Here is a 23,179-nt window from a genome sequence, read left to right as displayed (position 1 = left end):
TGAAGGAGACACTGCGGATGCGGCCTGTACTCGCCCTGGTCAGCAGGCGACTCACAGAACCGATGGAGGTCGACGGGTTTTCGTTGCCCGCCGGGGCCAAGGTCGCGCCATCGATCTATCTCATGCACAGGCGTCCCGACATCTATCCCGACCCCGAGCAGTTCCGTCCCGAGCGGTTTCTCGACAACCGAGCCGGAACCTACACGTGGATTCCATTCGGAGGTGGCGTGCGTCGTTGCCTTGGTGCGACTTTCGCCGAATGCGAGATGCGGATTGTGCTTGGCGCGCTGTTCAGCACCGCACGGGTGCGCCCCGTCGACCTCAAATCCGAGTCGATACACCGCCGGTCGATCACCCACGTGCCGGGTCGCGGGACCACGGTAGTGCTGGAGTGAAAACGCCTCAGGGTAGCGCGGCGTCGTGTACGCCGCGATCCTCAGGGCAGATTGATCCGCCAGTACAGCCCGACGAGGAAGTCCGCGAGCTGGGCCGCGGTCATGTCAAGAAATCCTTCGGCCCACGCGATCAACAATTCTGAAGCAGCCCCGGCGAAAGCGAAAGTCTTCGTCCGTGTCTCTAGGGAGCTGCTTTCAAAATCGCCTGCGTCGGTTCCCGACCACCGGTAGAAGTTCTGTGCTGCGCGTAAAAGGATTTCGTTGCGGCGGGCGCCGGCACGCCCACCCTTGCCGAGTGCCTCGATGAAGATGATCCGGATCATGCGCGGATCGCCGGCCAGAGTGTCGGCGGTTGTTCGCAGTACGACGGATATCCTCGACACAGCGTCATCGGGCGCGTTTACGACAGCGGCGTTCACGGCACTTTCGACCGCGTCGTTAGCCAGTTCGAGTACCGCGTCGAACAACGCGTCCAAGTCGCTGAAGCTCTCGTAGAAGTATCGCTCGGTCAGTCCAGCTTCGACGACCACGTCTTTGACCCGAACCGATGCGGAACCCGCAGAACCGAACAGGTTCATGCCGGCTTCGATCAACTTCCGGCGCCGCTCGGCGATCCGCTGTTCACCTGTTGCTCCGCCGTACACGCGGCCAGCCGACACGTTCGCTCCTACGGTTAATTTCCTCGGCCACCAGCATAAGTGCCGACCGACGGCTCGACCGACCAACGGCGGATGAGCTCACCGCCGGTTGGGAGCTATTGGGGCGGGCTCGGGAGGACCGGTTTCTGGCCGTGTCCGGCGCAGACGCCGACGAACTGTGCTTCGGTGGTGATTTTGGAAGACCCAGCGCCAGACTTCAGGGGCGTCCGGTTGATCGCCGCGCCCCCGACGGCGCCAGCCGGCGAATGCCGAGGCAATCCTGCCGGCCGATCCGTCGTCAGAGCCGACACGAGAAGAAAATCTGACATGAAATGATGTCAGAGACGCGTGCCTGGCGCCTGGCCGGATGGGGCAGCAGGGTGTGAAAGCTGCCGCCGCATACGCATACGTGCCGGTGGCAACACGAGCAGGATGAATCCAGCACTCTGCCGCTCGGTCGGGGTAAATGACGAATCCTGAACTACAGCAACAAGTTCGTACAGCGGTAGAAAATCGCGATCCTCCACTGAGGTCGCCGACCGTCCAGCGCGTGCCTCTCGTTAGTACGTGCTGCCGTCAGCCTGGATGCCGCGAGGATGGTTATCGGCCCGGTGACGCGAACTACGAGCTTGACACTGTGACCCGTCGCACACATAATCTGACATGTCATCATGTCAATTTGTGGACGCTGCGTAGCCTGCGGGTTTGCTGCGCTCGCACGGACAGCGACCCCGTTCCCCGGGTGAACGAACCGGATCCCCGCGACCGGTAGGAAGAGAGTGAGGCATGACGAGACTTCGGTGCTTCACGGGTTCGCGCTTCGAAGACGGGTCATTTCTTCCGGCCACCCTCGAGTCCGTCCGCCGCTGTCCGGCCCGGTCCGACTTCATCGAGCTGTGCTTCGCGACGGAGGAGGGCGTATGGACGTGGTGTTTTCGGGACCCGGCCGAGAGAGGTGACGGCAGCTCCGACGGCACGCTCGTGTTGACGGTCGGGCCGTACGGCGCCCAGGCCCGTAGCGTCGACGACGGCGGTCTAGGGCTTGCATTGCCGACCTCGGAGGCGCTGCCGATGATCCTCGGTGGTTCTCGAACCTACGTGGCGCGCAAGCTGGTCGAGCGATGGTAGCCAATTCGGCTACGGGCCTTGGCTATTCAGTACTCCGGCGCGGACCGCGTGATCAACCACGCGTGGAAGAACACCGTCGACGTCAGCAGCGGACGCAGAACACAGACGTTGAGGTCTCGTCGATTGACCAGGGCGATCCGGGGCGGCGTCAGGCCGGCGCACATTCATTCGGAGGTTGCGAATGGGATCGGTTATGACGGTGCGGGGCGCGAAGCGCCACGCACCACTGATGTTTCGCTGTCTGGCAGTGCTTGTAGCGACTTGCATCGTGGCGCAAGGTCGAGCGAGTGCCGATCCGTCCGACCCACCACCTCCGCTCTTGCCGGAGTTCGTTCCGACCGCCAGCAGCTTTACTCCGCAGTTCCCGTATCCCTATGACGAAACGCGCAACAGTGTCACCCCCGCCGACATCAACGCAGAGCGGGAGATGTGCCAGTGGTTCAACGCGCAATATCATGACCTGCGACGCCAGCTGGACCAATTCGGGTTCAATCTGCTGGCGGCCAACAACGACTGGACGGTCGGAACGATCCAGGCGCAGGCGGATAACGTGGCGACGAACGTCGAACAGGCCGTCGCCTTCCTTGCCCCACGAGCGCAGGCTCTGACACAGACCCGAGATTTCGCAGGCGACAACTATTTCCCGCTCTACCAGGGCGAGAGTTTCTACCGCCTGTGGCAACACCTGTCGAATACCGGCGTCGGGATCAGGGCACGGAATACCGCCTGGATATACGGGCCCTCGCAGCAGCGAGAAGAACATTGGGGCAGCAGGATCGAGCGGTCGCATGTTTGTGGGTAGGGACCAAATAACCTGCCGCGCTGTCAATATCGTCGACAGTCGCAGCCGTCGCCAGATGCTCGTGACTCGTCGCCGTATCAGAGGAGGCATTGTGGTGACGCCGCTCCGGCTGATCATCAGTAGCGGCGTTGCGCTGCGGGCGTCTCGTCTGTCTGGTCGGCTCGCGGTTGTGGCCGTATTCCTTGCCGCCTGCTTCGCGACTGTTACGGCCATCGGTGCCGTCAGGTCGGATGCCAAAGTAGGTGAACTGGGGCCGCCGCCTGACGATTCGGAGATCAAGCAAGCCCTCATCGACCTATACCAACGGGGTCAGCCGCCGGACTTCACTGTCGACGTTCAACTTCTCGGCCCGACGATTGTGGGTCAGCCGACGGTGCACCCGAACCCTCCGCCTCAACCGTGGTGCGTGCGCTGCGCCCACCCGGATCCGGGTGCGAGCCCGATGTACCCGGTGCTCGCGCTCGTGTCGGTCACTACCACGCAGGGGCTGGTGTCCAGCGCGCTGCCACCTTCCAGTTTCGTCCACACAACTACCACCACCTATGACGGCAAGCCCTGTCCCGGGGAGACCAATGCGCAATATTGCCCGACGTACTTTTTTTACCGCGACGACGGCGGCAATTGGCAGGTCGCCTGATGACTCTGCTTGAGAAAGTGAGGTTTTCGGTGTCGATAGCGGGGGAGGCGAACTGAGATGACGCCTCGGCGTGTGGTTGTCATGGCGACGATGGCCGGTATGGCGGCGATGCTGGTCGCGCCCTCGGCGTCGGCGGACTCGACCGCGGACTTGAGGTCGGCGGTGGCCGCAAAACGCGGCGGCTGTCCTGCGCTGCAATCCGATCCAGTGCTCGAGAGGGTTGCCCAGCGCGCGAACCTCGAGACGCAAAGCTACGCCAATCACACCGCGCGGTTCCAGCCAATGGAGGATCCGATGCCGACACTGCGCCAGTTGTCCTACCCCGCGGCCAAGGCGAAGTTACTGGCGGGATTCGCAAACGCTGACCAATTCGCAGACGCCCCGCAAAAGGCCATCTATGGAGCCACGCTATTCGGTTGGGACACCATTCCCGATTGCTCATACACGCGCTACGGCGCGGACGTGGTGACGGACACCAACACCGGCAACACCACGGCGGCCATCGTATTGGCCGGCGGCTGATGGGGGTGCGTGGAATCGGTGGCGCAAGGGCGGCGCTCTGCTCCCGCTTGGACCAGGGTTGTGATGTGGTGCCGACGGTTCGGCTATGTGGCCGGTTGTCCGCAGCTATCGATCGACGCGCCCCGGGGCGCATCCCGGGGGCGTGGACAAGCATTGCCCGTTTACGCAGCAGCAAATTTTCGCCGGCTTTGTCCGCCGCTTCGAGCTGGAAGACAAACTCGCCATCCCGCCACCACCGGACAGTGGCGGTTAACGCCGCACGGCATGACTCCGCAGAGCGCTACAGATGGGTAGGCCAGCGGCAGGGATTGCCTACAAGTGCGCCGGCACAGGGTCATCAGATGGCATCGACCGCAGGTGAGACCGCCGTCCGACGCCCTCGACCACCATCGTGCCAGATCGATCGATCTATTTGACAATCTGACAATGCAATGAGATAAGATCCACCGAACGACTGAGATCGCCGTCACAGTCTCCTGCGTTTACTGCAGGTGTACGCACCGGCAGATGTGTCTCGGTCAGCCAATGACAGGGAACGAGCCAGCAAACGGATGACAGCCACAAGCACTGGTGAACTTCACGTCCCGACGGACTTGGACCGGGGGCGACGCGGCCGGGTGTTGACGGCCGGGCCGGTCCGCCGTCGGCCCCGCGCGGCGGTTCAGCGCTTGGCGACGGCACCGGTGGAAAGCGCTAACACCGCCGGCCGCGCGGTGTTGATGGCCGCGGCGGTGATTCGCTACATCGTCCAGGACGTGATTTCCCTGCGGTTCCCGGTAGGCGAAACCATTCACCAGTGTTGGTCCCTGTATAAGGTCACCGCTCTACCGGCGCTGTTGATGGCCATTCCCTTCGGGGGCATGGTGGCTGTCCAGACGTCGGGGTTGATCAATCAGGTGGGGGCGGCGTCGATTGTGGGCGCGGCGAGCGGCGTCGGTGTCGTCCGTCAAGGTGCGCCACTCACGGCCGGCTTGCTGATGGGTGGTGCCGCGGCATCGGCGATCGCCTCCGACCTCGGAGCGCGGGCGATTCGCGAAGAACTCGACGCGTTACGTGTGATGGGGGTTGACCCGATCCGGAATTTGGTGGTGCCCCGGTTCGTGGCTTTGATAGTCCTCGCTCCGGTTCTGATGGCCGTCATCCTCGCTTCGTCGGTGATCGCGTCGTTCATGCTTGCGATCACGGTCAGCGATGTGACGAGTGGGAGCTTCTGGGCGTCGTTCGGTGCGTTCGCCAAGATGGTCGATGTCTGGTTCGCAATCGGTAAAGCGGTCGTGTTCGCGGCGATCGTGGGGATCGTGTCCTCGCTGAAAGGTGTTGAGGCCAAGGGCGGACCGCGCGGTGTGGCCGATGCCGTGAATGCGGCTGTGGTGGTGAACGTGGTCGGGATCGTCCTCGCGAATCTGGTGATCACGCAGGTGCAGGCGATGTTTTTCCCGATGGCGGTGGCGTAGTGGCCAATCAGGCAACGACGCCCTCGCGATACATCGACCAGTATCGATTCCTCGCGCGAGTCCTTGAGGTTCTTCAGGCGCCGCTGCACACCATGGGTGGCGCTCTCTTGTTCGTCGCTCAGGTCATCTACCTCGCGCCGGTGACCATCAAGAACTATCGCAAAGAGGCTCTGGCCCGGATGATCAGTCTGTCCTTCGGTCGCGGGTCTCTGGTTGTCGACGGGGGCGTGATAAGTGTCCTGACCATCCTCGGCCTGGCAATCGGCGCATCGATCGCCATCGAGGCGTGGGCGACGTTGAACCTGTTGGGTTTTGGTGCGCTTTCCGGAATTGTGGGCGGCCTGGCCAACGTCCGGGAAATGTCGCCCCTGGTCGCCGGTATTGCCTTCGCCGCGCAGGCCGGTGCGCGGATGACCGCCGAGATCGGTGCGATGCGTATCGCCGAGGAGATCGACGCCATTGAGGCGCTAGGTTTGCGGCCTGTTCCGTACGTGGTGGGGACGCGTTTCATCGGTGCTCTGCTCATCGTGATACCCGGGTACGCGCTCACGCTGCTGGTGAGTTTCTTTGTGTCCAATGCCATGATCACCGCGATCTACGAGTCGCCCGCGGGAACTTATAAGCACTATTTCGTTCAATTCCTGTCGCCGACAGACCTGTTGTATTCCACAGTGAAGGCAACGGTCTTCTGTGCTGCAGTGACCATAATCCACTGCTACTACGGCTATTTCGCATCCGGTGGCCCTGTCGGTGTCGGTGTGGCGTCCGGGCGCGCGGTGCGCGCGAGCCTGGTGGCCATCATGGTGCTGGACTTTGTTCTCACCGTGGGGTTGTGGGGTCTCAAGCCGACATTTGTGTTCACGGGGTAGGGGTTTCGATCATGACGACGCTGCTCAACGTGAACGACCAACGTCAGAAGCACATTCTCACCTTGATCGGTGCGGGTTTCGTTGTGGTTCTTGTCGTTGCCCTACTGCTGTACATCACCGTGATCAACTCGTCGGCACAACCAAAGAACACCATCTTGGTCTCCATCGACACGCCCTACGTTGGGCAGGGTGTCGTCGATGGCACCGCGGTCATCTTGCACGGTGTCAAAGTGGGTCAGGTCAGCGACATATCCAAACTTGCCGGCCACCATGTCCGCGTGAACGTCGAGTTGCAGAACGGGCCCACCAAAGGATTGACCGATGCTGTCGGGATCGACTTTCGTCCGGCGAACTATTTCGGTGTGACCGGCATCAATCTGATTCCTTCTGATCACGGGAAGATGTTGCGTGACCACGCGTCGATCAATGTCACGCCGGCCGGAAACTTTACTCTGCAGACGCTGCTGTATCGCCTGGGCGAGCTGTCGCACCAAGTGATCACGCCGCAGCTGATCAGTGTGACCGACCGTGCCACCCGTTACATCGATGCGCTCAATCCACTGTTTGAAACAATGATTCTGGTTTCAACGACTGTGACCGACATCCAAACGGTCCCCACCGAGCAGCTTTTGCGCAACACGGCCGCGATCAGCGTGGGTCTGCCTTCGTTCCTGGATGCGGCGATCAGCACGGGTAACGACTATCTCCACACTCCCCCCGGCGTGGGTTTCAATCCGGATAAAACCCGGCAAGAAAATCCGTATTTCGGCGATTACAGCCCCCAAGAGCTGAAGTACTACAACGATGCAGTTCACATGATGGCGACTGACCCGGACAAGTTCGTGTTCGGCCGGACGAGACCGTATTTCGAGGCTGCCCATTACGACCTCTTCAGCAAGGTTGGAGATCTGGAGAAGTTGCACACCTATGACTTGTTCCCCCTGCTGCAAGAAGCTCGGGTAATGGCCGACGTCGTGCCGCAGATCGCCCTTCCGCAAGACTTCGCCGACACGTCGCGCGAACTTCGTACGCGGCTGGAACGCATGTATGCCGGTTCGGGGGATCAGCGCGCGTTGCAGGTGCGCGTTGTGCTGGATCAGCTGCCCGGGGTCGCGGCACCTTTGGGACTCATCCTGGGGGGGACTGGATGAGAAAAAACCTTGGGGCACTGTGGAAATTCGCTGTCGCGGTGGTGGTCAGCGGGCTGCTGCTGGTCGTCATTTCGAATGTGATCAGGCAACCTGTCGCGGGCGAGACCCGTAGCTACAGCGCAGAATTTACCGACATCTCCGGGTTGCACGAAGGAGCGGACGTACGGGTGCGCGGTGTGCGCGTGGGCAAAGTGCAATCGCTGGCGCTCAACAGGTCGCAGGGGCGGACCGTAGCGAGGGTTCAGTTCACCTTGGAGCGCCGCTACAGCATCGTGCCGACGAGTCGCTTGGCGGTGAAATTTCAGGCGCTCACCGGTCTACGCTACATCGACGTGGCCGACGCCAGCGAGGGTCGGGTGCCCAATCCGATGACCACCATCCCAACGGCGATGACGGTGCCGTCCTTCGACGTCACCGTTCTGTTCAACGGACTGCAGCCGGTCTTGGCGACCTTGGATCCCAGCGAAATCAACACCTTCACCGAGAATGTATCCACCTTCCTGGCCGGTGACGGCAATGGCTTGGGCCCGATGCTCGACAGCATCAAGAGACTGACCGCGTTGGTCTCGGACCGGGAGTCGGTCGTCGCCACGATCATGCGCAATCTGCAGCGGGTCGCCGCAGACATACGCGGGAAATCTGATGCAGTGCCTAAGGTTCTGGATCAGGTCAGGATTGTCGCCGATTCTGCCATGACAGTTCTGGATGAGTTCCGCAAGTCGCAGATCTACGGCCCGGCCTTCACGGGCGAGGTGAGTCGCATGCTTGATGGTGCTGGACTCGACTCTGGGGAGTACACGCCGCCGATCGACTCTACGCCTACCGAACAAATTGTCGCGCCGGACTATAAGCCCGGCTGGGATCCGGCGAAAGCCTTCGACAAGGCGATCACCAACGTCTACAACGAGATCGACGGCATCAAGCGCATACCGGTGGTGTGGGAGAACATCCCGGAGCCGCCCGCCGCGGGAACCCCCGCTCCCTGTTCCAAAGGCCAAGCCGTACTACCTATTCCGGTGGATGTACTGCTGAACGGACGCAAGGTGCTCATATGCAATCAGTGACGAGGTCGTTGGGCAACCCCCTGTTTTGGGGTGTCGTGACGATCGCCGTGACGACGATCATCGCGTTGGTTGTTGCCTGGGTGTACATCTCGCCACCTCACCGCCAGCTCGTGTCGTTCTATACCAATGACGTGGCCTCGGTGAAGGCGGGCGATTCGGTGCGCGTTGCTGGTATGGACGTCGGGACGGTCAAGAAGGTTTCACTTGAACCGCAGCAGGTTCGGGTGCAGCTTTCGGTGAAGGACGACGTGTTCATCGGGGACCAGACCCAGGTCGATGTTCGCATGCTCACCGTCGTCGGTGGGTATTTCGTCACCCTGTTGCCCCACGGTGACCGGCCTCTGGGGCGGCATCCCATCCCTATTGACCGGGTCACGATGCCCTACAGCTTGATTCGGACGCTATCGGACGCCACAAAGATCACCGACCAGGTCGCGCCCCAGCCGATCAACAAGTCCCTGAACCAGATTCAACAGGGTCTCACCGGGAGCAACACCGAAATCCTGGCCAAGGTTCTCGACGCCGGCAACTCCATCAGCGAGATCCTTGAACACCAGCGCGGCCAGCTGACCAGCATCTTGGAAATGTCCAACGAATACCTCCAAATGATGAATGGCAACCGCAAACTGCTCGAGTACCTGACTACCCGCGTCGCCATACTCGAGGAGACACTTACCCTCTACAGCAAGGGATTTGCCGGGTCGATCTACGGTCTGGGCAGGATCATCGACAAGATTTACCCATTTCTTCCGTTCTACATGTCGCACCGACAGGACTTTTTGGCCAGGGTACGCGGGGTACTCGGTGAGATTCAGGCGATCGCCGACCGCAACGGCGTTGTCGTGCGCGTGCTGCGGCGCATCCGGGGCCGGTTGCAGACGACTCTCGATGCTCAAAACCAGGGGACACCACCGGAACTCCTCGCGACAGATCTGTGTTTCCCGATCGAGGGGAGTCGCTGCTGATGCGCGGTCTTGGCGCGGTACGCCGTTCATTGGTGGCCACGGCGGTGGCGATCTCGTCGATCCTCGGTGCCACCTCGTGTGCGACGGCCTCGGGGTCAACCGCCAACGAGTATTGTGCAATCCTGTCCGACGGCGTGGGGCTCTACGTGGGCAACCACGTAACCCAGATGGGCTACCCGGTCGGAGAAATCCGCAAGGTCGAACCACGCGACGCCGACGTCAAGGTCTGGTTCACTCTTCGCGAAGGACGGCCGCTGCCGGAAGGAGTGCGGGCGGTTACCCGATCGCCCTCCATTCTGGCCGACCGCGCGCTCGAACTGGTCGGAAACTACACCGGCGGACCGAAACTCAAACCGAGGCAATGCATCCCCTTGCATCAGACCGCCACCCCGCTGAGTATCTCGAGGATCATCGGTTCGGCCACCAAATTCGTGAACGCGATTAATCCCGAAGGCTCGACCAACATCGCCGATGCGCTGCGCGGCGTCGACCAAGCGATGGCCGGCCAGGGAGGCAACGCCAACCAATTGCTTAACCGGGCCTCGCGTCTGCTGGACAACCCTGATGAGGCGATTTCCCAAATGGGCGAAATCACCCGCAACATCGCTCAATTGACGTCGATGCTGCGCGATAATCGTGTGCCGCTCAAGCAGATCTTCACCGACGAAGCGGCGGTAGGCCCTGATCTGGTGAAGACCGTGCACGGGGCCCTGGAGTTCGACGCGCCCTTCCCCGAGATCTTGACGATGGTCAAGGACATCGAAATTGAAATGGGGCCAGAGCTGCAGAACGTCCTGGACGAGACGGGTGAAGAGATGCGGATTTGGAGTCCGCACTACAAGGGCATCGCCAACATGCTCAATTTCTTGCCGCGGATGATCAGCGGCGTCAATGGCGAGCCACCGGGAGCGATTGCCGGGGGCATCGCCAAGCATCTCAACAACCACTTGTTCCCGGTGCTCACCTGGCGTCCGCCGCTGTTTCGGATCCCGACGCCCAACGGACTGCTGGCCTGTGGGGCGATGAACGCGTCCGCCCCGGGCAGCTGCGCCGACGTCGGCGGGCGGCCCTACGCGGTCGATGTCGCTCTGCTGCAATACGTACTCACGGAGGCCCAGCGGCGATGAAAATCCCTATACGCGCCCTGATCTGCGCGGTGGTCTGCGGCCTTAGCGCTACCGGGTGCTCAGCGCTGGATGCCCTTTCGGTCGACGCGCTCCCGGTGCCGGGCCACAGTTATACGAATGGCTACGACATTGTCGCCGAGTTCGCCAACGTCCTCAATTTGCCGGATCGGGCAAAAGTCGTCATGGACGGCACGACCGTGGGCGTGGTGAGCAAGGTCGCCGACGCCGGCAATCATGTCGATGTGACCGCACGCATCGAGGAGGGGGTGGAAATTCCGTCCAATACGACCGCGGTGCTTCAACAGGCCACGGTGCTCGGTGACATCTATCTGGCCCTGGAGCCGCCGCCCGGTGGTGCGACACCGGCACCGCGGCTTGCGGCCGGAGCGCGAATCCCCCTGCAGCAGACGATATCTCCACCCCAACTTGAGGACACCATCGCCAATTTGGCGAACTTCATCGGCAGCGGGTCGATACAGCGTGGGCAGAACACGCTGGTGCGGCTCAACCGGATTACTCCGCCGAAGGATGAAGTGCACCGAGTGGTGTCGCAGGTGACCACGGACCTCAACCAACTCGCCGACAACGTCGATACCGTCGACACGATGATCAGTGGTACGGAACAGACATCGATTGCACTGGCCGACTGGTCCCCAGATCTGAGCTTCTGGCTCACGCCCCAGGGTGTCCGGGGATTCGAACGGGCCACCGTTACTGCCCGGGAGTTCGGTAACCTGCTGCCTTCGATCGGGACGATTTACAGCAGCGGATACTGGTTTGTTCCGGCTTTCGCTTCGATAGCTAACGCCCTGAAAGCGATTCAAGGATCCAAGCAAGCGTTCGAGGCGGAGTACCCGCGCTGGCGGAGATTCATCCTGGACTATTTCCTTCCGCAAGAAAAGCACCCGGCCATCAACATCACCTCGATCGTCGGTCCTGACGGGCGAGAGCTATCCGGCAATGTCGAACAGGTATTGCGGATGCTAGGAGCTGTGCCGTGATGCTCCGAGTTACCGCGGCGTTCAGCGCGTTCGCCGTCATGATCACCGCATTCCTGGTCTACGTCGCGCACCTGGGCATCCGAATCGCTCCACCGGCGGACCGGACGAACCTTGCCATGGACGTTGCGGACGTAAACAACCTGGTCGTCGGCTCCAACGTGCTGCTGCGCGGTGTTCCGGTGGGTAAGGTTGAGCGGGTCGAGGCATCGAGCTCGCATGCCACCATTCATTTTTTCATCGACAACCAGTTCAAGGTTCCTCGCGACACCGTCGTCCACCTGGAGAACCTTTCCGCACTCGGCGAGTCCTACCTCGAACTCGAGCCGCCGAAATCCGGGGGGCCGCCATTCAAGGATGGGCAGCGCATCCCCACCGAATCAGTCGTTGCACCGCAATCGATTTCGGACCTGGGAGCCGCTGTCGGCCGAACACTGAACCAGCTCGACCCGGGTGAACTCCAAAAGGTGGTCAACGAGGCCGATGCAGGCCTACCGGATCCGTATGCCGTGCTCCCCAACCTGGAGCGCGCGAGCAAAGTTCTGCATAACACCACCGCTGGGCTCAACGGTCGAGGCCGACAGGCGCTGGAAAACCTGCAGAGTCTGCTGGAGCACGCCGGCTTCGTCGGTTCGCTACTCGCTCAGGCCGCACCGGATGTGAAGGCCCTCGGCCCCTATATCAAAAAAATGTGGCAGGCCGGGTTGAACCAAAATCTGCGCGCGGACATGCCCGGGACCGTTTACGTTTTCGGTAGATTCATGCAACGCATCCAACAGTTCCTGGACGATCGGGGATCGGATTTGCGAGTGCTCACCGAACCGCTGATGCCCAACGTCGAGGCGATCGCGAGCGCTCTGCGCAACATCGACAGTAGTCAGATTCTGACCAACCTTTTGGCAGCAGTGCCTCCCGACGGATCGATCGAATTGCACGTGGCGCTCCCGCCGCAACCTGCCCAAACGCCTTCGCCGGCAGCGGATCAATGATGCGTCCGGATGCTGAAGGTCTGAGAACACCAATAAGGAAGCTGGTGAGAATATGAACGTCACCGAGTTAAACCCGGAGACCACGCCTGCGGATGCCGACGACTCAGCCACCGCCGAGCCGGACGATCGCGCTGTCGACGATAAGACTGACGATAACAAGACCGACGATAAGAAGAGCGACGAGAAGAAGGGCGACGATCGCGACACCGACGTCGACCAGAAAAGCCCGATTACCGGTGCGGGGCGGCGGATCTCGTTGTCGGTTCGCAGTTTGCTGCTGGGAACACTCATCATCGGCCTGGTCGCGGCGGTGGCGGTGATGACCTGGTTGTATTTGGGTGAGCATCGCAAGGTCGATGCGCAGGCGCAGCAGGCACGCGACAATAAGCATGCCGAGCAAGTCGCGCTCGACTATGCGGTGCGAGCCGCGATCATGGATTACAAGGATCTGGGGCCGTGGAAGCGCGCGTTGGTCGACGGAACGACGCCTGAGTTGAGCAAGAAGCTTTCGGACGCCGCGAACGCGATGGAGCAGATCCTGCTTCCGCTGCAGTGGTCTTCTGCAGCGAAACCCGTTGCTGCCAAAGTAAAATCACACGACAATGGTGTCTATGTTGTCGATTCCTTCGTCAGCGTCATGACCAAGACGGTCCAAGCCAAAGATAGCCTGCAATCCACGGCCACTTACAGCGTGACAATTGATCCCGCCAACGGCTGGAAGATCAGCGACGTCGGTGGGATCGGGCAAGTGGTCGGGGACAGGTGATGCTAGGCGGGAGCCGTAGCTGGGCTGCGAGCGTCGTCGTGTTGGCGGCGGTGCTGACGGCATTGTCTGGTACTACCGGAATTGCTTCGGCCCGCGCCGACTATCAATCCTTCGTCCACAAACTGCACGATGCCGGCATTTACACGCCCCGTGGCGACAACGAGGTGAAAGAGTGGGGCGCTGAGGTTTGCGCACTCAGGGACCGAGGCAAATCCCCGCGGCAGTGGCTGGAGCAGGGGGTATACGGGTCCCAATCGCACCCGCCCTACGGGTTGACCAAAGAACAAGCGAACTTCATCGTCGACACCGCGGTGAGCGACCTGTGCGACGACCGCGAAGGCCCACCCCCATACCTTCCTGCCCCCGGCTAGACCAAATTGAGCTATCTCAAAGGGGTTTCGGCTCTTGCATAGTCTAGTTCTCCATATCGAGGTTCTCGGGCACATCGATGCCGAGGCCCAACGGACCGCGCGGTACCCGCGGACTCGCAACGTCGATTCCCAAACACGATGTACCGGTCATCTCGAGTCGAGGGTCGTAGGACGGGTGGCGGACGCCTTGCCCGAAATCTGACGCATATGGCGGATTCAACGCGGCTGAACTTGCGTGAACATGATGGAGTCGGTGCAATGACGCACCGCGTCAACACTTTTAGGAGCCCGAATGCACAGCCTCGCTTCCGCGCCGCCGTTCGATCCCGAGCTGGGTGCCGTCCTAGCCGTACTCGTCGACCAGATTCCGACGGTGACACGCGAGACGATCGGGGAGCTGCGCGCGGCACCGTTCCCGGGTGTTGTGACGGACGATGACCTGGCAGGCGTCGGGCTGGTGCGGCGCGACGTCACGATCCGGGGCTATGAGGGTGCCGAGCTCGTCGCTTCTATCATCACTCGGACCGACAGGTCGGGAGTCGGCCCAGGCATCTACCACACTCATGGCGGCGGCATGATCGTCGGCAACCGCTTGATAGGCGTCAGTCAAATTGTGCCGTGGATCGTTGAGCACGACGCGGTCGCCGTCACGGTCGAGTACCGGATCGCACCGGAGTTTCCGGACCCCTACCCGGTCGAGGATTGTTACGCGGGGCTGCTCTGGACGGCCGAGCACTCCGCCGAGCTGGGAATCGATCTCGACCGGCTGATCGTCGCCGGAGCGAGCGCCGGCGGAGGCCTCGCGGCGGGCGTTGCGCTGCTGGCACGTGATCGCAACGGGCCCCGGCTCGCCGGACAGGCACTGATGTGCCCGATGCTCGACGACCGTGACCAGACGCCCTCGACCGTGCAGTTCGAGAAGGCTGGGATCTGGGTCCGGTCCAGCAATCTGGTGGGTTGGAACGCTCTGCTGGGCGATCGCCGCGGCAGCGACGGCGTGTCGATTTACGCAGCTCCCGCGCGCGCAACGGATCTGTCCGGGTTGCCGCCCGCCTTCATCGACTGCGGTTCTGCGGAACTGTTCCGCGACGAGGATGTCGCCTACGCGACCAACCTGTGGTGCGCCGGTGTTCAGGCCGAGCTGCATGTGTGGCCCGGCGGATTCCATGGCTTCGACATGGTCGCACCACACACGGCGCTGGCCCATGCCGCGACCACGACGCGGAATGCCTGGGTCGCAAAGCTTCTCGGAGCATCACCGCAGTGATGGTCAACGCGTCCGCGCAGCTGCCGGCCTGGTGCGGCGTGACGTCACGATCCGGGCTATGAGGATGCTGAGACGTCACTCAGTGTGAGCCAAAGTCGATCAGGGGCGCCTTGGCCATTGGGTCGGTCGATGGCAAGCCGTAGATATTGAGCGGGAGGCCGGGCCCGATGCCCCCGGGCTTCTCCAAATGCGTGTCACCAAGCGGCGATACGGACCCGGTCGGCGCCGGCAGGTCGACCGGCACCACGCCAGTGGCGTACGCCGTCGACCAGCCCAGCACGTATTGGGCATACGGCATGGAGTTGTTGTAGCGCAGGATTGCCGACAGTGTCTGCTGTTGGTCCCTCAAGTTCAGCCCGTTGCTGCACAGATAACGAGCGGCGGCCAGAGTCGAGTCGTAGAGGTTCTGCGGATCGGCCACCCTGTCGCCGTCGGAAGAGTAACGCGCCCAGGTGCCGGGCAGGAATTGCATCGGTCCCATCGCGCGCGCATAGGTGACTCGTCCGCCGACAGTGCTCTCGACGATGACCTCGTTTCCGGCCAGCGTGCCGTCCAGGGCCGGGCCGTAGATCGGCGGTACCGCGGTGCCCCGCGCATCCGTCGCACCGCCGTTGGCATGCATCGACTCGATGCGCCCAATGGCGGCCAACAGATTCCATCCGATCCCGCACCCGGGATCGGATGCCGCCATCATCTGCTCCGCATGCCGGTAGGCGGACAGTGCAATCGGCGGGATACCTAATGCGTCAGGAGACTTCACCACCATGCTTGGCGGAGGGGTTGGCGCAGTGGGCACCTCGATGTGCAAGCTGGTCGGTGAACGTGTGACCGCGATTACGGCCGGACCGTGCGGGTCACTGTCGAAGTCCGTAAGGGCGGCCGCCGATGTGATAGCGGTACTGCGCACCGTCGTTGCGGGCGTGGGGAACCGGGAGGCGGTGGCGGCGCCGACCGCAGTGGCGAATACCAGGGGGGCGATCACCACAACGCACAACGCCGAGCTCCACCCCGCCCGGGTTGCTCGCTGGGGAATCCGTCGGTGACGCGCCATCTTGATGGGCCCCTTTTCCATCCTTTTCGGGCATCCCGCGACTAGCGCGGGTATCAGTAGTGATGAGCTTCGTTAAGGAAGGGCCTCGGCACTTGCGCGATGCAGCGGTCGCACGAAGCGATTTCCTGTCTGGCCCTGAACATCATCCTGAGACGCCATGATTCGTGGCGTCACCGCGCGGATGTACTCACCGATCTGCCGTAGGGACCGGGTGGCCTCGGGCACCACCGGAGCGGCGAGCGGGAAGTCGTGAATCTGACCCGGCCAGATGCGCACCTCGGTCGGCACACCTACGGCCGTGAGCTTGGTGGCGGCCAATTGCGCGTCATGCAGGAGCGCCTCCGAACCGGAGACGTGGATCAATGTCGGCGGCAGGCCGGGTTTGATGTGGTCGAGCGGTTCGTAGAGCTCTTCGGGTTCGCCATCAATGGAGTGTTTGACGGCAGCGCCGGCGACCACCGCGACCAGCGCATCGAAAGCCTTGGGAGGGAACATCGCATCGGTCTTGATGTTGGGATGCGCCTGTTTGGGTCCCTTGGCCAGCTGCAGCAATGGTGAGATCGCGACGAGAGCTGCCGGGCGTTCGCCGTCGGCCTGCAGCCGCTGCGCCAGTGTCAGTGCGAGGTAGCCACCCGCGGAATCACCGGCCAGCACGATCTGGTCCGGCTCGTAGCCGCACTGTCGCAGCCAACGGTAGGCGTCGTGACAGTCGTCGAGGGCCATGCCGACCGAGTGTTTGGGGATCAGCCGGTAGTTGACCACCAGAACCGGTGAGTCGGCGTAGTGCGAGATCGCGGTGACCACCCGGCTGTGCGAGTTCGTTCCGCAGGTCAAGAAAGCACCGCCGTGCAAGTAGAGCACCACCCGCCGGCTGCCGTCCGCCGGCGGCACGCCGGGTGCACGGACCAGCTGTGCGGTAGCCGTGGGCAACTTTACCTTTGCGCGGACGGCCGACGGTGCGGGAACCATTGCAGAGCAGGCGAATTCGACAATACCGAATGGCCAGGGGAGATGGGGCATCGAGCTGCCGAGGGCCAAAGCCGGCTTGATTGTCAGGCGCGACATCAGTGCCACCATCCGGCTAGCGATGCTGGGGCCGACATCGTCTTGCGTCGTCACGCCAACGTCGTCCTGGCCCGAGTGACGCTCAGCGGTGCTGCGCCGAGCTCGGTGGAAATCTCCGATAATCGCGGGTTGGTCATCCGAAATCGCGGTACCGCGGTGTGTCCCGGATACGTGATGTCGATTCGCGGCCGCTTGCTCACCCCTCGTGTAACTGGGCAGCTGAGCGCGGACATCGTCCACGGGCGTCGGGGCGAAGATCATTGCAAACCCTCGTGTCCGCGCACCGCGTTCGCCGCAAACAGCGGTGCACTGCAGGGTAATTCAGGATCGAATACGACACTTTCCCTTTCGCCGCGTTGCATCATTGGTTCGCCATCCTCATGTATAGGCCGGCGATGAGTTCGAGCCACTGACGGACATCTTGTTGGGTGGGCAGTTGAATGCGGCGCGGGAACAGGTTGGCCTGCGACCGTTCGACGGTGTCGACGATCCTCTTCGTGACGTACATCAGCCAGTAGGAGCAGTCGACGGGTTTGAACGCGCCGCAGATCTCCACTCGGTCAGCCCCGAAAACGCTCATCCGCCGACCGCCGTTGTGGTCAATGGTGGTGACCACGGTCGGCAGCCCTGAGTTCGTAGTGGCTGCAGCCGGTTTAACTTCTTGTATGTTCGACACTGCGATCACGCTTCTCCCTTGGCGTTTCACTCGGCTGGTGAGTCGGAGCCGGGCCCCTCGTACGGGGCGATCAACCTCACGAGTTCCCACGGACAGGCCATCCGAGAAGTGCCCATAGTCGTCTTGACTTGAATGAGCATGGTTCCTACGTCGGTGACCGTTCCAACATGTAGACCGTGGCGGACTTTGTCGCCTATGCAGAAGTACATTTTCGTTGCCCTCCAAGGCTTCCCACGCGTGCTATCGCTGGCACTAACCGTCCTACCGGACCCGCCACGGCCATCACCGTCCGTAATCGAGTCGCGGGACGGTTAATTCATGGCGCCGGTGCCAGCGCAGGGTGTCTCTTCCGTCGCGCCAATAGACCTTGTACCTGATCGCATCCGCGTCAACGATGACGCCAGCGCCGCATCGGTGATCGGACCGAGACAGTACGGTATCGCCGACGACCGGGATACGCGGATCTCGTCCGAGAATCATGGCCGAGGCCGCCGGCTGTGATAGCGAATCTCGGCGACGAAGCGACGCCCATCGTCGTCAAACACTTCCCATGAAAAAGGACCGCGCAATTGTGTGGTGCCCAGTGCGTGGACGGTACGGCGCGCATCCTCCTCGGAACGGATGTTCGCGAGCCGCCGCCCGTCACTGGTGATAAGGGTCCACATGGCTACCGCCGCAGGCCGTTGTTGTCGGCACGTCCATCGCGTGCGGCCGGATATGGCATTCGTACGGACGGGATTCGCAAGTGCTGGTGCTGCTGGGCAATCTCAGCCGGACCGGTCGGACGGGTGCCGCCGATCGAAGCCCCTCGCAAACGGCTGAACGTCATGGTGGCGGCTCCCTTCGCTGATGATCGGATGCGCCGACGCTGAAACGACTGACGTTTTACGTTATTTGTCACATTATTCGCGGGTTGACTTAAAAGTCAAGGTCTGAAACATGTAGGTCGACAGATAGGGCATGACATGTATACGTACATTGTCATGCGAGGTCATAAGCATTTAGTACGATGAGCCCATGCCTCGAGGAGTCCGAAACCAGTCGACCGCACCTTCGGCGGCGAAGGACGATCCGCGCGACCGGATTCTGGCTGGCGCCGAGCGCTGTATCGAGCGCCACGGAGTTCGAAAGACCACCATGGAGGACATTGCCTCCGAGGTGGGTATGTCGAGGCCGGGCGTCTACCGCTATTTCAGCGATCGCGACGACCTGCTCATCGAGCTGATCATTCGGCACGCAAGGATGCTGCGCGACCGCGCGCACAAAGTCATGTCCCGTCAGGGCGGTCTTCAGGACCAGATCGTCGAGGGGCTTCTCTTCGCCGCGAGCGAGTCCGTCCGCGATCCCGTGCTGCGATACATCGTCGACCCGGAGAGCTCCGGTCTCGGTCAACGAGTCATCGAATCGCGGAATTCGGAGCTGCTATCCGCGGAATTCTTCGACCCTTTCCTTGACGTCGCTTACGTCAACAATGAACTGCAACGCGACCTGCCGCGGTCGGACGTCTACCTCTGGTTGACAAGCGTCGGGCTGATGGTGATGCGAGGGCTCAAGGATGGTGAGGTCGACCTGGCGCGCTACCGGTCCATACTGCGCAGATTTGTTGCTCCGGCTTTCGTCGGCTCACCAAAGTAGACCGTCAGACGAGTAGCCGGCATCAAACCGGAAGCGGCCCATATGGTTTGAATTCCGGTCAGGGAGTGGCGGCTGAACTGGCGGGATCGATGAGGATCTTGGCGTGTTCGGTGTTACTGAGGGCGGCGAAGGCTGCATCGACTCCAGGGAATCCGACGGTTCCGGTGATCAGGGGCGCCGGGTCGACTGTTCCATCGGCGAGCATGTGTAGCGTGTCGCGGAATTCACCGGGGTCATAGCCCGTGGAGAAGCGAAGGTCGATCTCTTTGTTGATGGCCATTCCGGGGCGGAACGTGTCAGGTTCGAGACACGCACCCGCCACGATGATTCGGCTCATCATGGGTACGGTCGCCAGCAGGTTGTCGATCATGCCCGGCACACCAACGCATTCGAACACGACCGGACCAGAAGGGCCCATCTCGAGCTTGTACGCAGCACGAAAGGCATGCCACCACGGCAGATTCGGGATCCGGCGCAACTTCTCCATCGTGTCGAACCCGAGGTTGAGCAGGTCCGGGACGTTGTTGAGCCGATTCGGCCGCGGCGACGACGAGAACGGGTCCGTGTCGCGCGGATCGACCACCACGTCAGCACCCAAGCGGGCGGCCAGCTCCCGGCGCCGCGGAGAGAAGTCGGACGCGACGACCGCGCGCACGCCAGCCGCCTTCAACATCGCGATCACGGCCAGCCCGATCGGACCGCAGCCGATGACATAGGCGTTCTGTTTCTTGCCGATTCGGCTGCGGCGCACCGCGTGCCAGGCGACCGCCATCGGTTCGGTCAGAGTGGCGTGCGCGGCCGGCAACCCGTTCGGCACCTCGAATGTCATCGACTCCTGGACGACAATCTGTTCGGCGTACCCGCCGGGCACCTGTGTCGAGGCGCCGATGAACTGCACATCTCGCCCGTCGCGGCACATGGGCATCGCCACCACCGGGGTACCCGCTTTCCACCGCCGGCGCGTGTCGGGCCCGTATTCGACTACCTCGCCGCAGAATTCGTGACCGAAGACGACCTTGTCCTCGTGCCGTGGCATTTGGTCATAACCGACCGTCGCGGCCATATCGGCAAGCTGGTCAGTGTGCACGCGCGCGTGCAGATCCGACCCACATATCCCGGACCGGATCACATTGATCAGTACCTGGCCCGGTCCGGGCCGGCGATTGGGGATCTCAGTGACTTCCAGCTTCCCAGCGCTACATACGACTGCCTTCATATTCCCACCGTGGTATCGATCGGTTGATTGAATAACCCGCCATACGGCGGTATTTCGATGTTGTTGGGCGTTTGGCTCTCTCGGTCAGTCGCTTGTTCTGTACGAGAGCTACCGTCGTGCCCACCTTCGAAGCTCGATGATCGCGGCAGGCCGACGGGCGCGACCCCCGGGCGTGCTTCCCCTTGGAAGTGTTGTCGGGCCGACCAGGAATCATCAACGAGGGATGAGTCAGGGTACGCACCGAAGTGGAGTCATCTCCGGGATAGTGGGGACCGACGTGGGGCGCCAGGAATATGAGTTAGTCATCTGTTCCCATTCTGGTTCCACGGACCTCTTCTATGTCGCCTACAGCCGCACGATCGTTCGGCCCTTGACACCACCGCCGAGAATGCTCGCAGTCACCGACGGGACTTCGTCAAGGCCGACCTCGTGAGAGATGCTGTCCGCCAGATTCTTTGGTTTGAGGTCCGCTCCGAGACGCTGCCAGACTACGGCGCGCACGTGGGCCGGGCACTGAACGGAGTCGATACCCAGCAGGTTGACGCCGCGCAGGATGAACGGCAACACGGTGGTGTTCACCGCGAAACCGCCGGTGAGCCCACAGGTCGCGACCGAGCCGCCGTAACGCGTAGTGCGCAGCAGGTAGGCGGTTGTGTCTGCACCCACCGGGTCCACAGCTCCGGCCCAGAGCTCGGCCTCCAGTGGGCTGTTGCTCTCCGCTGAGACGTCTTCGCGACCAAGGATCTTGCTGGCGCCCAGCTGTTGGAGGTACTCGTGCTCCGACTCCTTGCCGGTGCTGGCGGCGACTTCGTAGCCGAGGCCCGCGAGCATGTTCACCGCCGTGCTGCCCACGCCGCCGGTGGCGCCCGTTACGAGCACGGGTCCGTCGCCCGGCTTCAGCCCGTTCTGCTCGAGTCGTTGAATCGACAGTGCAGCGGTGAAGCCGGCCGTACCCAGCGCCATTGCCTCTTTTAGCGTGAGCCCCTTAGGCAGCGGCTCGAGCCAGTCGCTGGACAGACGTGCGTACTCGGCGTAGCCGCCGAATTGCGCTATGCCCAGGTCGCGGCCGATTGCGAGCACTTCTTGGCCGGCGGTGAAGCGCGGGTCGCTCGACTCGACAACCGTGCCCGCGAGGTCGATGCCCGGCACCATCGGGTAGGACGCCACCACAGGGCTCTCCGGGAGGCACGCCAGGCCATCCTTGTAGTTGACGCTCGAGTACTGCACGCGCACGGTGACGTCGCCTGCCGGCAGGTCATCGAGCGTGAGCTGCTGTACGCCGGCACGGAACCCGGCGTCATCCTTATTCAAGACGAACGCGTTAAAAGAATTGGTCATGTCACTCTCCTGGATCGGGCACCCAGCGACAACGGCTGCGGAGGCCGCAGCGAGTGTGGTCTCGGGCAAGCGCTTTCTTCACTGTTGACTGCAACGGAGACCAGATCGATCGCCGATCGGACCGGCCACCTGCATGCTGAAACCCGTAACGAGCGGCGCCGTGCGCGAGGCCCCGACAGGCAGGCGATAGATTGATCTAGTGGAGCGAGCGTAATCACTGTGGCGCGACTTCGTCAACCGTCGGCCATTCCTGTGGCGTGTGGGCCAACCCCATACGCAGGTTCCGTGTGGGACCGTTGACGACAAGAGCAGATTGTGAGTAGCCTCATAGACCTAGATCAATCTATCTAATGTGATGTGGGCCGAATGCTTTGCCGGCGTCGAGCCAAACCTCGGCATCGGGGGACGCGACCCAGGTCGGCGATGGATGCGATCTCAGCTCAGTGATGGATCAAAGGAGACCCCGCAGGCCATGGAAGAAATGACCAAGAAGGAAATGGAAGCAATCCTGCTCGCGCACGAGAAAGGCGAGTTGGAGGAAGACCTCGACGCCACAATGGCGACCCTGGTTGACAATCCGCACTACGAGCTTCCGACCCTCGGGTTTGCCTTCGACGGCTACGACGCCGTTCGTGAGGCGTACAGCCGCATCATGCCCGGCACTCGGAGCCGAAATGTGGCAGCCAAGATGCGAGTGCATGCCATCGCGGCTAACACTCTGGTCCGCGAAGCGCACGTGTCGTTCACCACCTCCGCCGGCGAGCGGGTTACCGGCAACTACATCGTCGTTATGTCCTTCGATCCCGAGCAGAGGCTGATTTCTGGCGAGCGGATGTACATGGACACCAACTTCGCGGCGATGATGGCCGAAAACCTTGGTCCGGATTTTGCCAGCGTGCCCGGCGTCACGAAGCTGAGCGATGTGGCTCCAATGATCGACAGGCATGATGCGTACGAGGTGGCCGAGCGTCACGGAATTACCATCAACTAGCCTCCGGCACTCGTCGAAAGACGCGGTAGCGGTTCGGTATTGGCAATGAAATGGTGTCCTTTCG

24 protein-coding genes and 1 pseudogene are annotated in these 23,179 nt (G+C 62.1%); 18 read left to right on the top strand and 7 right to left on the bottom strand.

All coding sequences use genetic code 11. The annotated features are described in order from the left end of the window. On the top strand, positions 1-395 hold a 395-nt coding region (locus A5708_RS12935), incomplete at its 5' end, for a cytochrome P450 (protein ID WP_155765991.1). Between the two features lie 41 nt (positions 396-436). Here the strand turns inward: A5708_RS12935 and A5708_RS12930 are convergent. Continuing rightward, positions 437-1,054: a TetR/AcrR family transcriptional regulator gene (locus A5708_RS12930; protein WP_231117898.1), complete on the bottom strand. Its 618-nt coding sequence runs from the start codon at positions 1,052-1,054 to the stop codon at positions 437-439. A 765-nt stretch (positions 1,055-1,819) separates the two neighbouring features. Between A5708_RS12930 and A5708_RS12925 the strand changes: the two genes are divergently transcribed. Further along, the gene (locus A5708_RS12925; RefSeq protein WP_065029004.1) at positions 1,820-2,161 is read left to right on the top strand and encodes a hypothetical protein; all 342 of its coding nucleotides are present in this window, start codon (positions 1,820-1,822) and stop codon (positions 2,159-2,161) included. Between the two features lie 26 nt (positions 2,162-2,187). Here the strand turns inward: A5708_RS12925 and A5708_RS26780 are convergent, their stop codons facing one another. Next, the gene (locus A5708_RS26780; RefSeq protein ID WP_155765990.1) at positions 2,188-2,325 is read right to left on the bottom strand and encodes a hypothetical protein; all 138 of its coding nucleotides are present in this window, start codon (positions 2,323-2,325) and stop codon (positions 2,188-2,190) included. 65 nt (positions 2,326-2,390) lie between these two features. On the opposite strand from A5708_RS26780, the gene A5708_RS12920 reads away from it, so the two are divergent. The 14 genes from A5708_RS12920 to A5708_RS12855 all read left to right on the top strand — a co-directional run bounded on the left by A5708_RS12920 (position 2,391) and on the right by A5708_RS12855 (position 15,143). Further along, the gene (locus A5708_RS12920; protein WP_065029018.1) at positions 2,391-2,963 is read left to right on the top strand and encodes a hypothetical protein; all 573 of its coding nucleotides are present in this window, start codon (positions 2,391-2,393) and stop codon (positions 2,961-2,963) included. 91 nt (positions 2,964-3,054) lie between these two features. After that, positions 3,055-3,600 carry a hypothetical protein gene (locus A5708_RS12915; protein WP_155765989.1) on the top strand — a complete coding sequence of 182 codons (546 nt, stop codon included), beginning with the start codon at positions 3,055-3,057 and terminating at the stop codon, positions 3,598-3,600. 57 nt (positions 3,601-3,657) lie between these two features. Further along, positions 3,658-4,122, top strand: a complete 465-nt coding sequence (locus A5708_RS12910) for a hypothetical protein (RefSeq protein ID WP_065029002.1) — start codon at positions 3,658-3,660, stop codon at positions 4,120-4,122. 551 nt (positions 4,123-4,673) lie between these two features. Next, positions 4,674-5,576, top strand: coding sequence for an ABC transporter permease (locus A5708_RS12905; protein ID WP_081292937.1), 903 nt, complete (start codon positions 4,674-4,676; stop codon positions 5,574-5,576). Between the two features lie 92 nt (positions 5,577-5,668). Continuing rightward, positions 5,669-6,445, top strand: a complete 777-nt coding sequence (locus A5708_RS12900; protein WP_081292942.1) for an ABC transporter permease — start codon at positions 5,669-5,671, stop codon at positions 6,443-6,445. Between the two features lie 11 nt (positions 6,446-6,456). After that, a complete protein-coding gene (locus tag A5708_RS12895) occupies positions 6,457-7,596 on the top strand; it encodes an MlaD family protein (protein ID WP_155765988.1) in 1,140 nt (379 codons plus the stop codon). Next, positions 7,593-8,660, top strand: a complete 1,068-nt coding sequence (locus A5708_RS12890; RefSeq protein ID WP_065029001.1) for an MlaD family protein — start codon at positions 7,593-7,595, stop codon at positions 8,658-8,660. Before A5708_RS12895 ends, A5708_RS12890 begins: the two co-directional genes overlap by 4 nt. A 35-nt stretch (positions 8,661-8,695) precedes the next feature. After that, on the top strand, positions 8,696-9,625 hold the full coding sequence (locus A5708_RS12885; RefSeq protein ID WP_231117896.1) for an MlaD family protein: 930 nt from the start codon (positions 8,696-8,698) through the stop codon (positions 9,623-9,625). Continuing rightward, positions 9,595-10,752: an MlaD family protein gene (locus A5708_RS12880; RefSeq protein WP_196772620.1), complete on the top strand. Its 1,158-nt coding sequence runs from the start codon at positions 9,595-9,597 to the stop codon at positions 10,750-10,752. Before A5708_RS12885 ends, A5708_RS12880 begins: the two co-directional genes overlap by 31 nt. Next, the gene (locus A5708_RS12875) at positions 10,749-11,753 is read left to right on the top strand and encodes an MlaD family protein (RefSeq protein WP_081292936.1); all 1,005 of its coding nucleotides are present in this window, start codon (positions 10,749-10,751) and stop codon (positions 11,751-11,753) included. The genes A5708_RS12880 and A5708_RS12875 overlap by 4 nt, the downstream gene beginning before the upstream one ends. After that, entirely contained in the window at positions 11,753-12,739 is a 987-nt protein-coding gene (locus A5708_RS12870) for an MlaD family protein (RefSeq protein WP_231117901.1), read from the top strand. Before A5708_RS12875 ends, A5708_RS12870 begins: the two co-directional genes overlap by 1 nt. 52 nt (positions 12,740-12,791) lie before the next feature. Continuing rightward, a complete protein-coding gene (locus tag A5708_RS12865) occupies positions 12,792-13,505 on the top strand; it encodes a hypothetical protein (protein WP_065028997.1) in 714 nt (237 codons plus the stop codon). A gap of 50 nt (positions 13,506-13,555) precedes the next feature. Beyond that, complete coding sequence (locus A5708_RS12860; protein WP_231117900.1) at positions 13,556-13,876, top strand: DUF732 domain-containing protein; 321 nt, start codon at positions 13,556-13,558, stop codon at positions 13,874-13,876. Positions 13,877-14,168: 292 nt separating this feature from the next. Beyond that, positions 14,169-15,143 (top strand): alpha/beta hydrolase fold domain-containing protein, encoded by a 975-nt coding sequence (locus A5708_RS12855; RefSeq protein ID WP_065028996.1) that lies wholly within the window; start codon positions 14,169-14,171, stop codon positions 15,141-15,143. A 94-nt stretch (positions 15,144-15,237) separates the two neighbouring features. Here A5708_RS12855 and A5708_RS12850 read toward each other — a convergent pair. From A5708_RS12850 to A5708_RS12840, 3 genes and pseudogenes are all read right to left on the bottom strand, one after another. Continuing rightward, positions 15,238-16,194, bottom strand: a pseudogene (locus A5708_RS12850) (lytic transglycosylase domain-containing protein); the annotation flags it as partial. Positions 16,195-16,266: 72 nt separating this feature from the next. Then, positions 16,267-17,403 (bottom strand): alpha/beta hydrolase, encoded by a 1,137-nt coding sequence (locus A5708_RS12845; RefSeq protein WP_419538326.1) that lies wholly within the window; start codon positions 17,401-17,403, stop codon positions 16,267-16,269. Between the two features lie 217 nt (positions 17,404-17,620). Further along, the gene (locus tag A5708_RS12840) at positions 17,621-17,875 is read right to left on the bottom strand and encodes a hypothetical protein (RefSeq protein ID WP_196772619.1); all 255 of its coding nucleotides are present in this window, start codon (positions 17,873-17,875) and stop codon (positions 17,621-17,623) included. A 1,077-nt stretch (positions 17,876-18,952) separates the two neighbouring features. On the opposite strand from A5708_RS12840, the gene A5708_RS12835 reads away from it, so the two are divergent. Then, entirely contained in the window at positions 18,953-19,570 is a 618-nt protein-coding gene (locus A5708_RS12835; protein ID WP_065028993.1) for a TetR/AcrR family transcriptional regulator, read from the top strand. A 58-nt stretch (positions 19,571-19,628) separates the two neighbouring features. Here A5708_RS12835 and A5708_RS12830 read toward each other — a convergent pair whose 3' ends face one another. Together A5708_RS12830 and A5708_RS12825 are read right to left on the bottom strand one after the other, a co-directional pair. Next, positions 19,629-20,786 carry a zinc-binding dehydrogenase gene (locus tag A5708_RS12830; RefSeq protein ID WP_065028992.1) on the bottom strand — a complete coding sequence of 386 codons (1,158 nt, stop codon included), beginning with the start codon at positions 20,784-20,786 and terminating at the stop codon, positions 19,629-19,631. Between the two features lie 345 nt (positions 20,787-21,131). Then, the gene (locus A5708_RS12825) at positions 21,132-22,124 is read right to left on the bottom strand and encodes an acryloyl-CoA reductase (RefSeq protein WP_065028991.1); all 993 of its coding nucleotides are present in this window, start codon (positions 22,122-22,124) and stop codon (positions 21,132-21,134) included. 472 nt (positions 22,125-22,596) lie between these two features. On the opposite strand from A5708_RS12825, the gene A5708_RS12820 reads away from it, so the two are divergent. Then, a complete protein-coding gene (locus tag A5708_RS12820) occupies positions 22,597-23,115 on the top strand; it encodes a hypothetical protein (protein WP_065028990.1) in 519 nt (172 codons plus the stop codon). Positions 23,116-23,179: the final 64 nt, after the last annotated feature.

It is taken from the genome of Mycobacterium colombiense (genome assembly GCF_001672755.1).
Taxonomy (GTDB): domain Bacteria; phylum Actinomycetota; class Actinomycetes; order Mycobacteriales; family Mycobacteriaceae; genus Mycobacterium; species Mycobacterium colombiense_C.
Note: the sequence above shows the minus strand (reverse complement) of the source record. Positions and strands in the feature narration are given on the sequence as shown.

Coding starts and splice junctions, on each gene's coding strand:
- A5708_RS12905 (WP_081292937.1), top strand. CDS start 4,674: ATGACAGCCACAAGCACTGGTGAACTTCACGTCCCGACGGACTTGGAC.
- A5708_RS12870 (WP_231117901.1), top strand. CDS start 11,753: ATGCTCCGAGTTACCGCGGCGTTCAGCGCGTTCGCCGTCATGATCACC.
- A5708_RS12910 (WP_065029002.1), top strand. CDS start 3,658: ATGACGCCTCGGCGTGTGGTTGTCATGGCGACGATGGCCGGTATGGCG.
- A5708_RS12855 (WP_065028996.1), top strand. CDS start 14,169: ATGCACAGCCTCGCTTCCGCGCCGCCGTTCGATCCCGAGCTGGGTGCC.
- A5708_RS12835 (WP_065028993.1), top strand. CDS start 18,953: ATGCCTCGAGGAGTCCGAAACCAGTCGACCGCACCTTCGGCGGCGAAG.
- A5708_RS12825 (WP_065028991.1), bottom strand. CDS start 22,124: ATGACCAATTCTTTTAACGCGTTCGTCTTGAATAAGGATGACGCCGGG.
- A5708_RS26780 (WP_155765990.1), bottom strand. CDS start 2,325: ATGTGCGCCGGCCTGACGCCGCCCCGGATCGCCCTGGTCAATCGACGA.
- A5708_RS12820 (WP_065028990.1), top strand. CDS start 22,597: ATGGAAGAAATGACCAAGAAGGAAATGGAAGCAATCCTGCTCGCGCAC.
- A5708_RS12920 (WP_065029018.1), top strand. CDS start 2,391: ATGTTTCGCTGTCTGGCAGTGCTTGTAGCGACTTGCATCGTGGCGCAA.
- A5708_RS12865 (WP_065028997.1), top strand. CDS start 12,792: ATGAACGTCACCGAGTTAAACCCGGAGACCACGCCTGCGGATGCCGAC.
- A5708_RS12830 (WP_065028992.1), bottom strand. CDS start 20,786: ATGAAGGCAGTCGTATGTAGCGCTGGGAAGCTGGAAGTCACTGAGATC.
- A5708_RS12895 (WP_155765988.1), top strand. CDS start 6,457: ATGACGACGCTGCTCAACGTGAACGACCAACGTCAGAAGCACATTCTC.
- A5708_RS12875 (WP_081292936.1), top strand. CDS start 10,749: ATGAAAATCCCTATACGCGCCCTGATCTGCGCGGTGGTCTGCGGCCTT.
- A5708_RS12900 (WP_081292942.1), top strand. CDS start 5,669: ATGGGTGGCGCTCTCTTGTTCGTCGCTCAGGTCATCTACCTCGCGCCG.
- A5708_RS12890 (WP_065029001.1), top strand. CDS start 7,593: ATGAGAAAAAACCTTGGGGCACTGTGGAAATTCGCTGTCGCGGTGGTG.
- A5708_RS12925 (WP_065029004.1), top strand. CDS start 1,820: ATGACGAGACTTCGGTGCTTCACGGGTTCGCGCTTCGAAGACGGGTCA.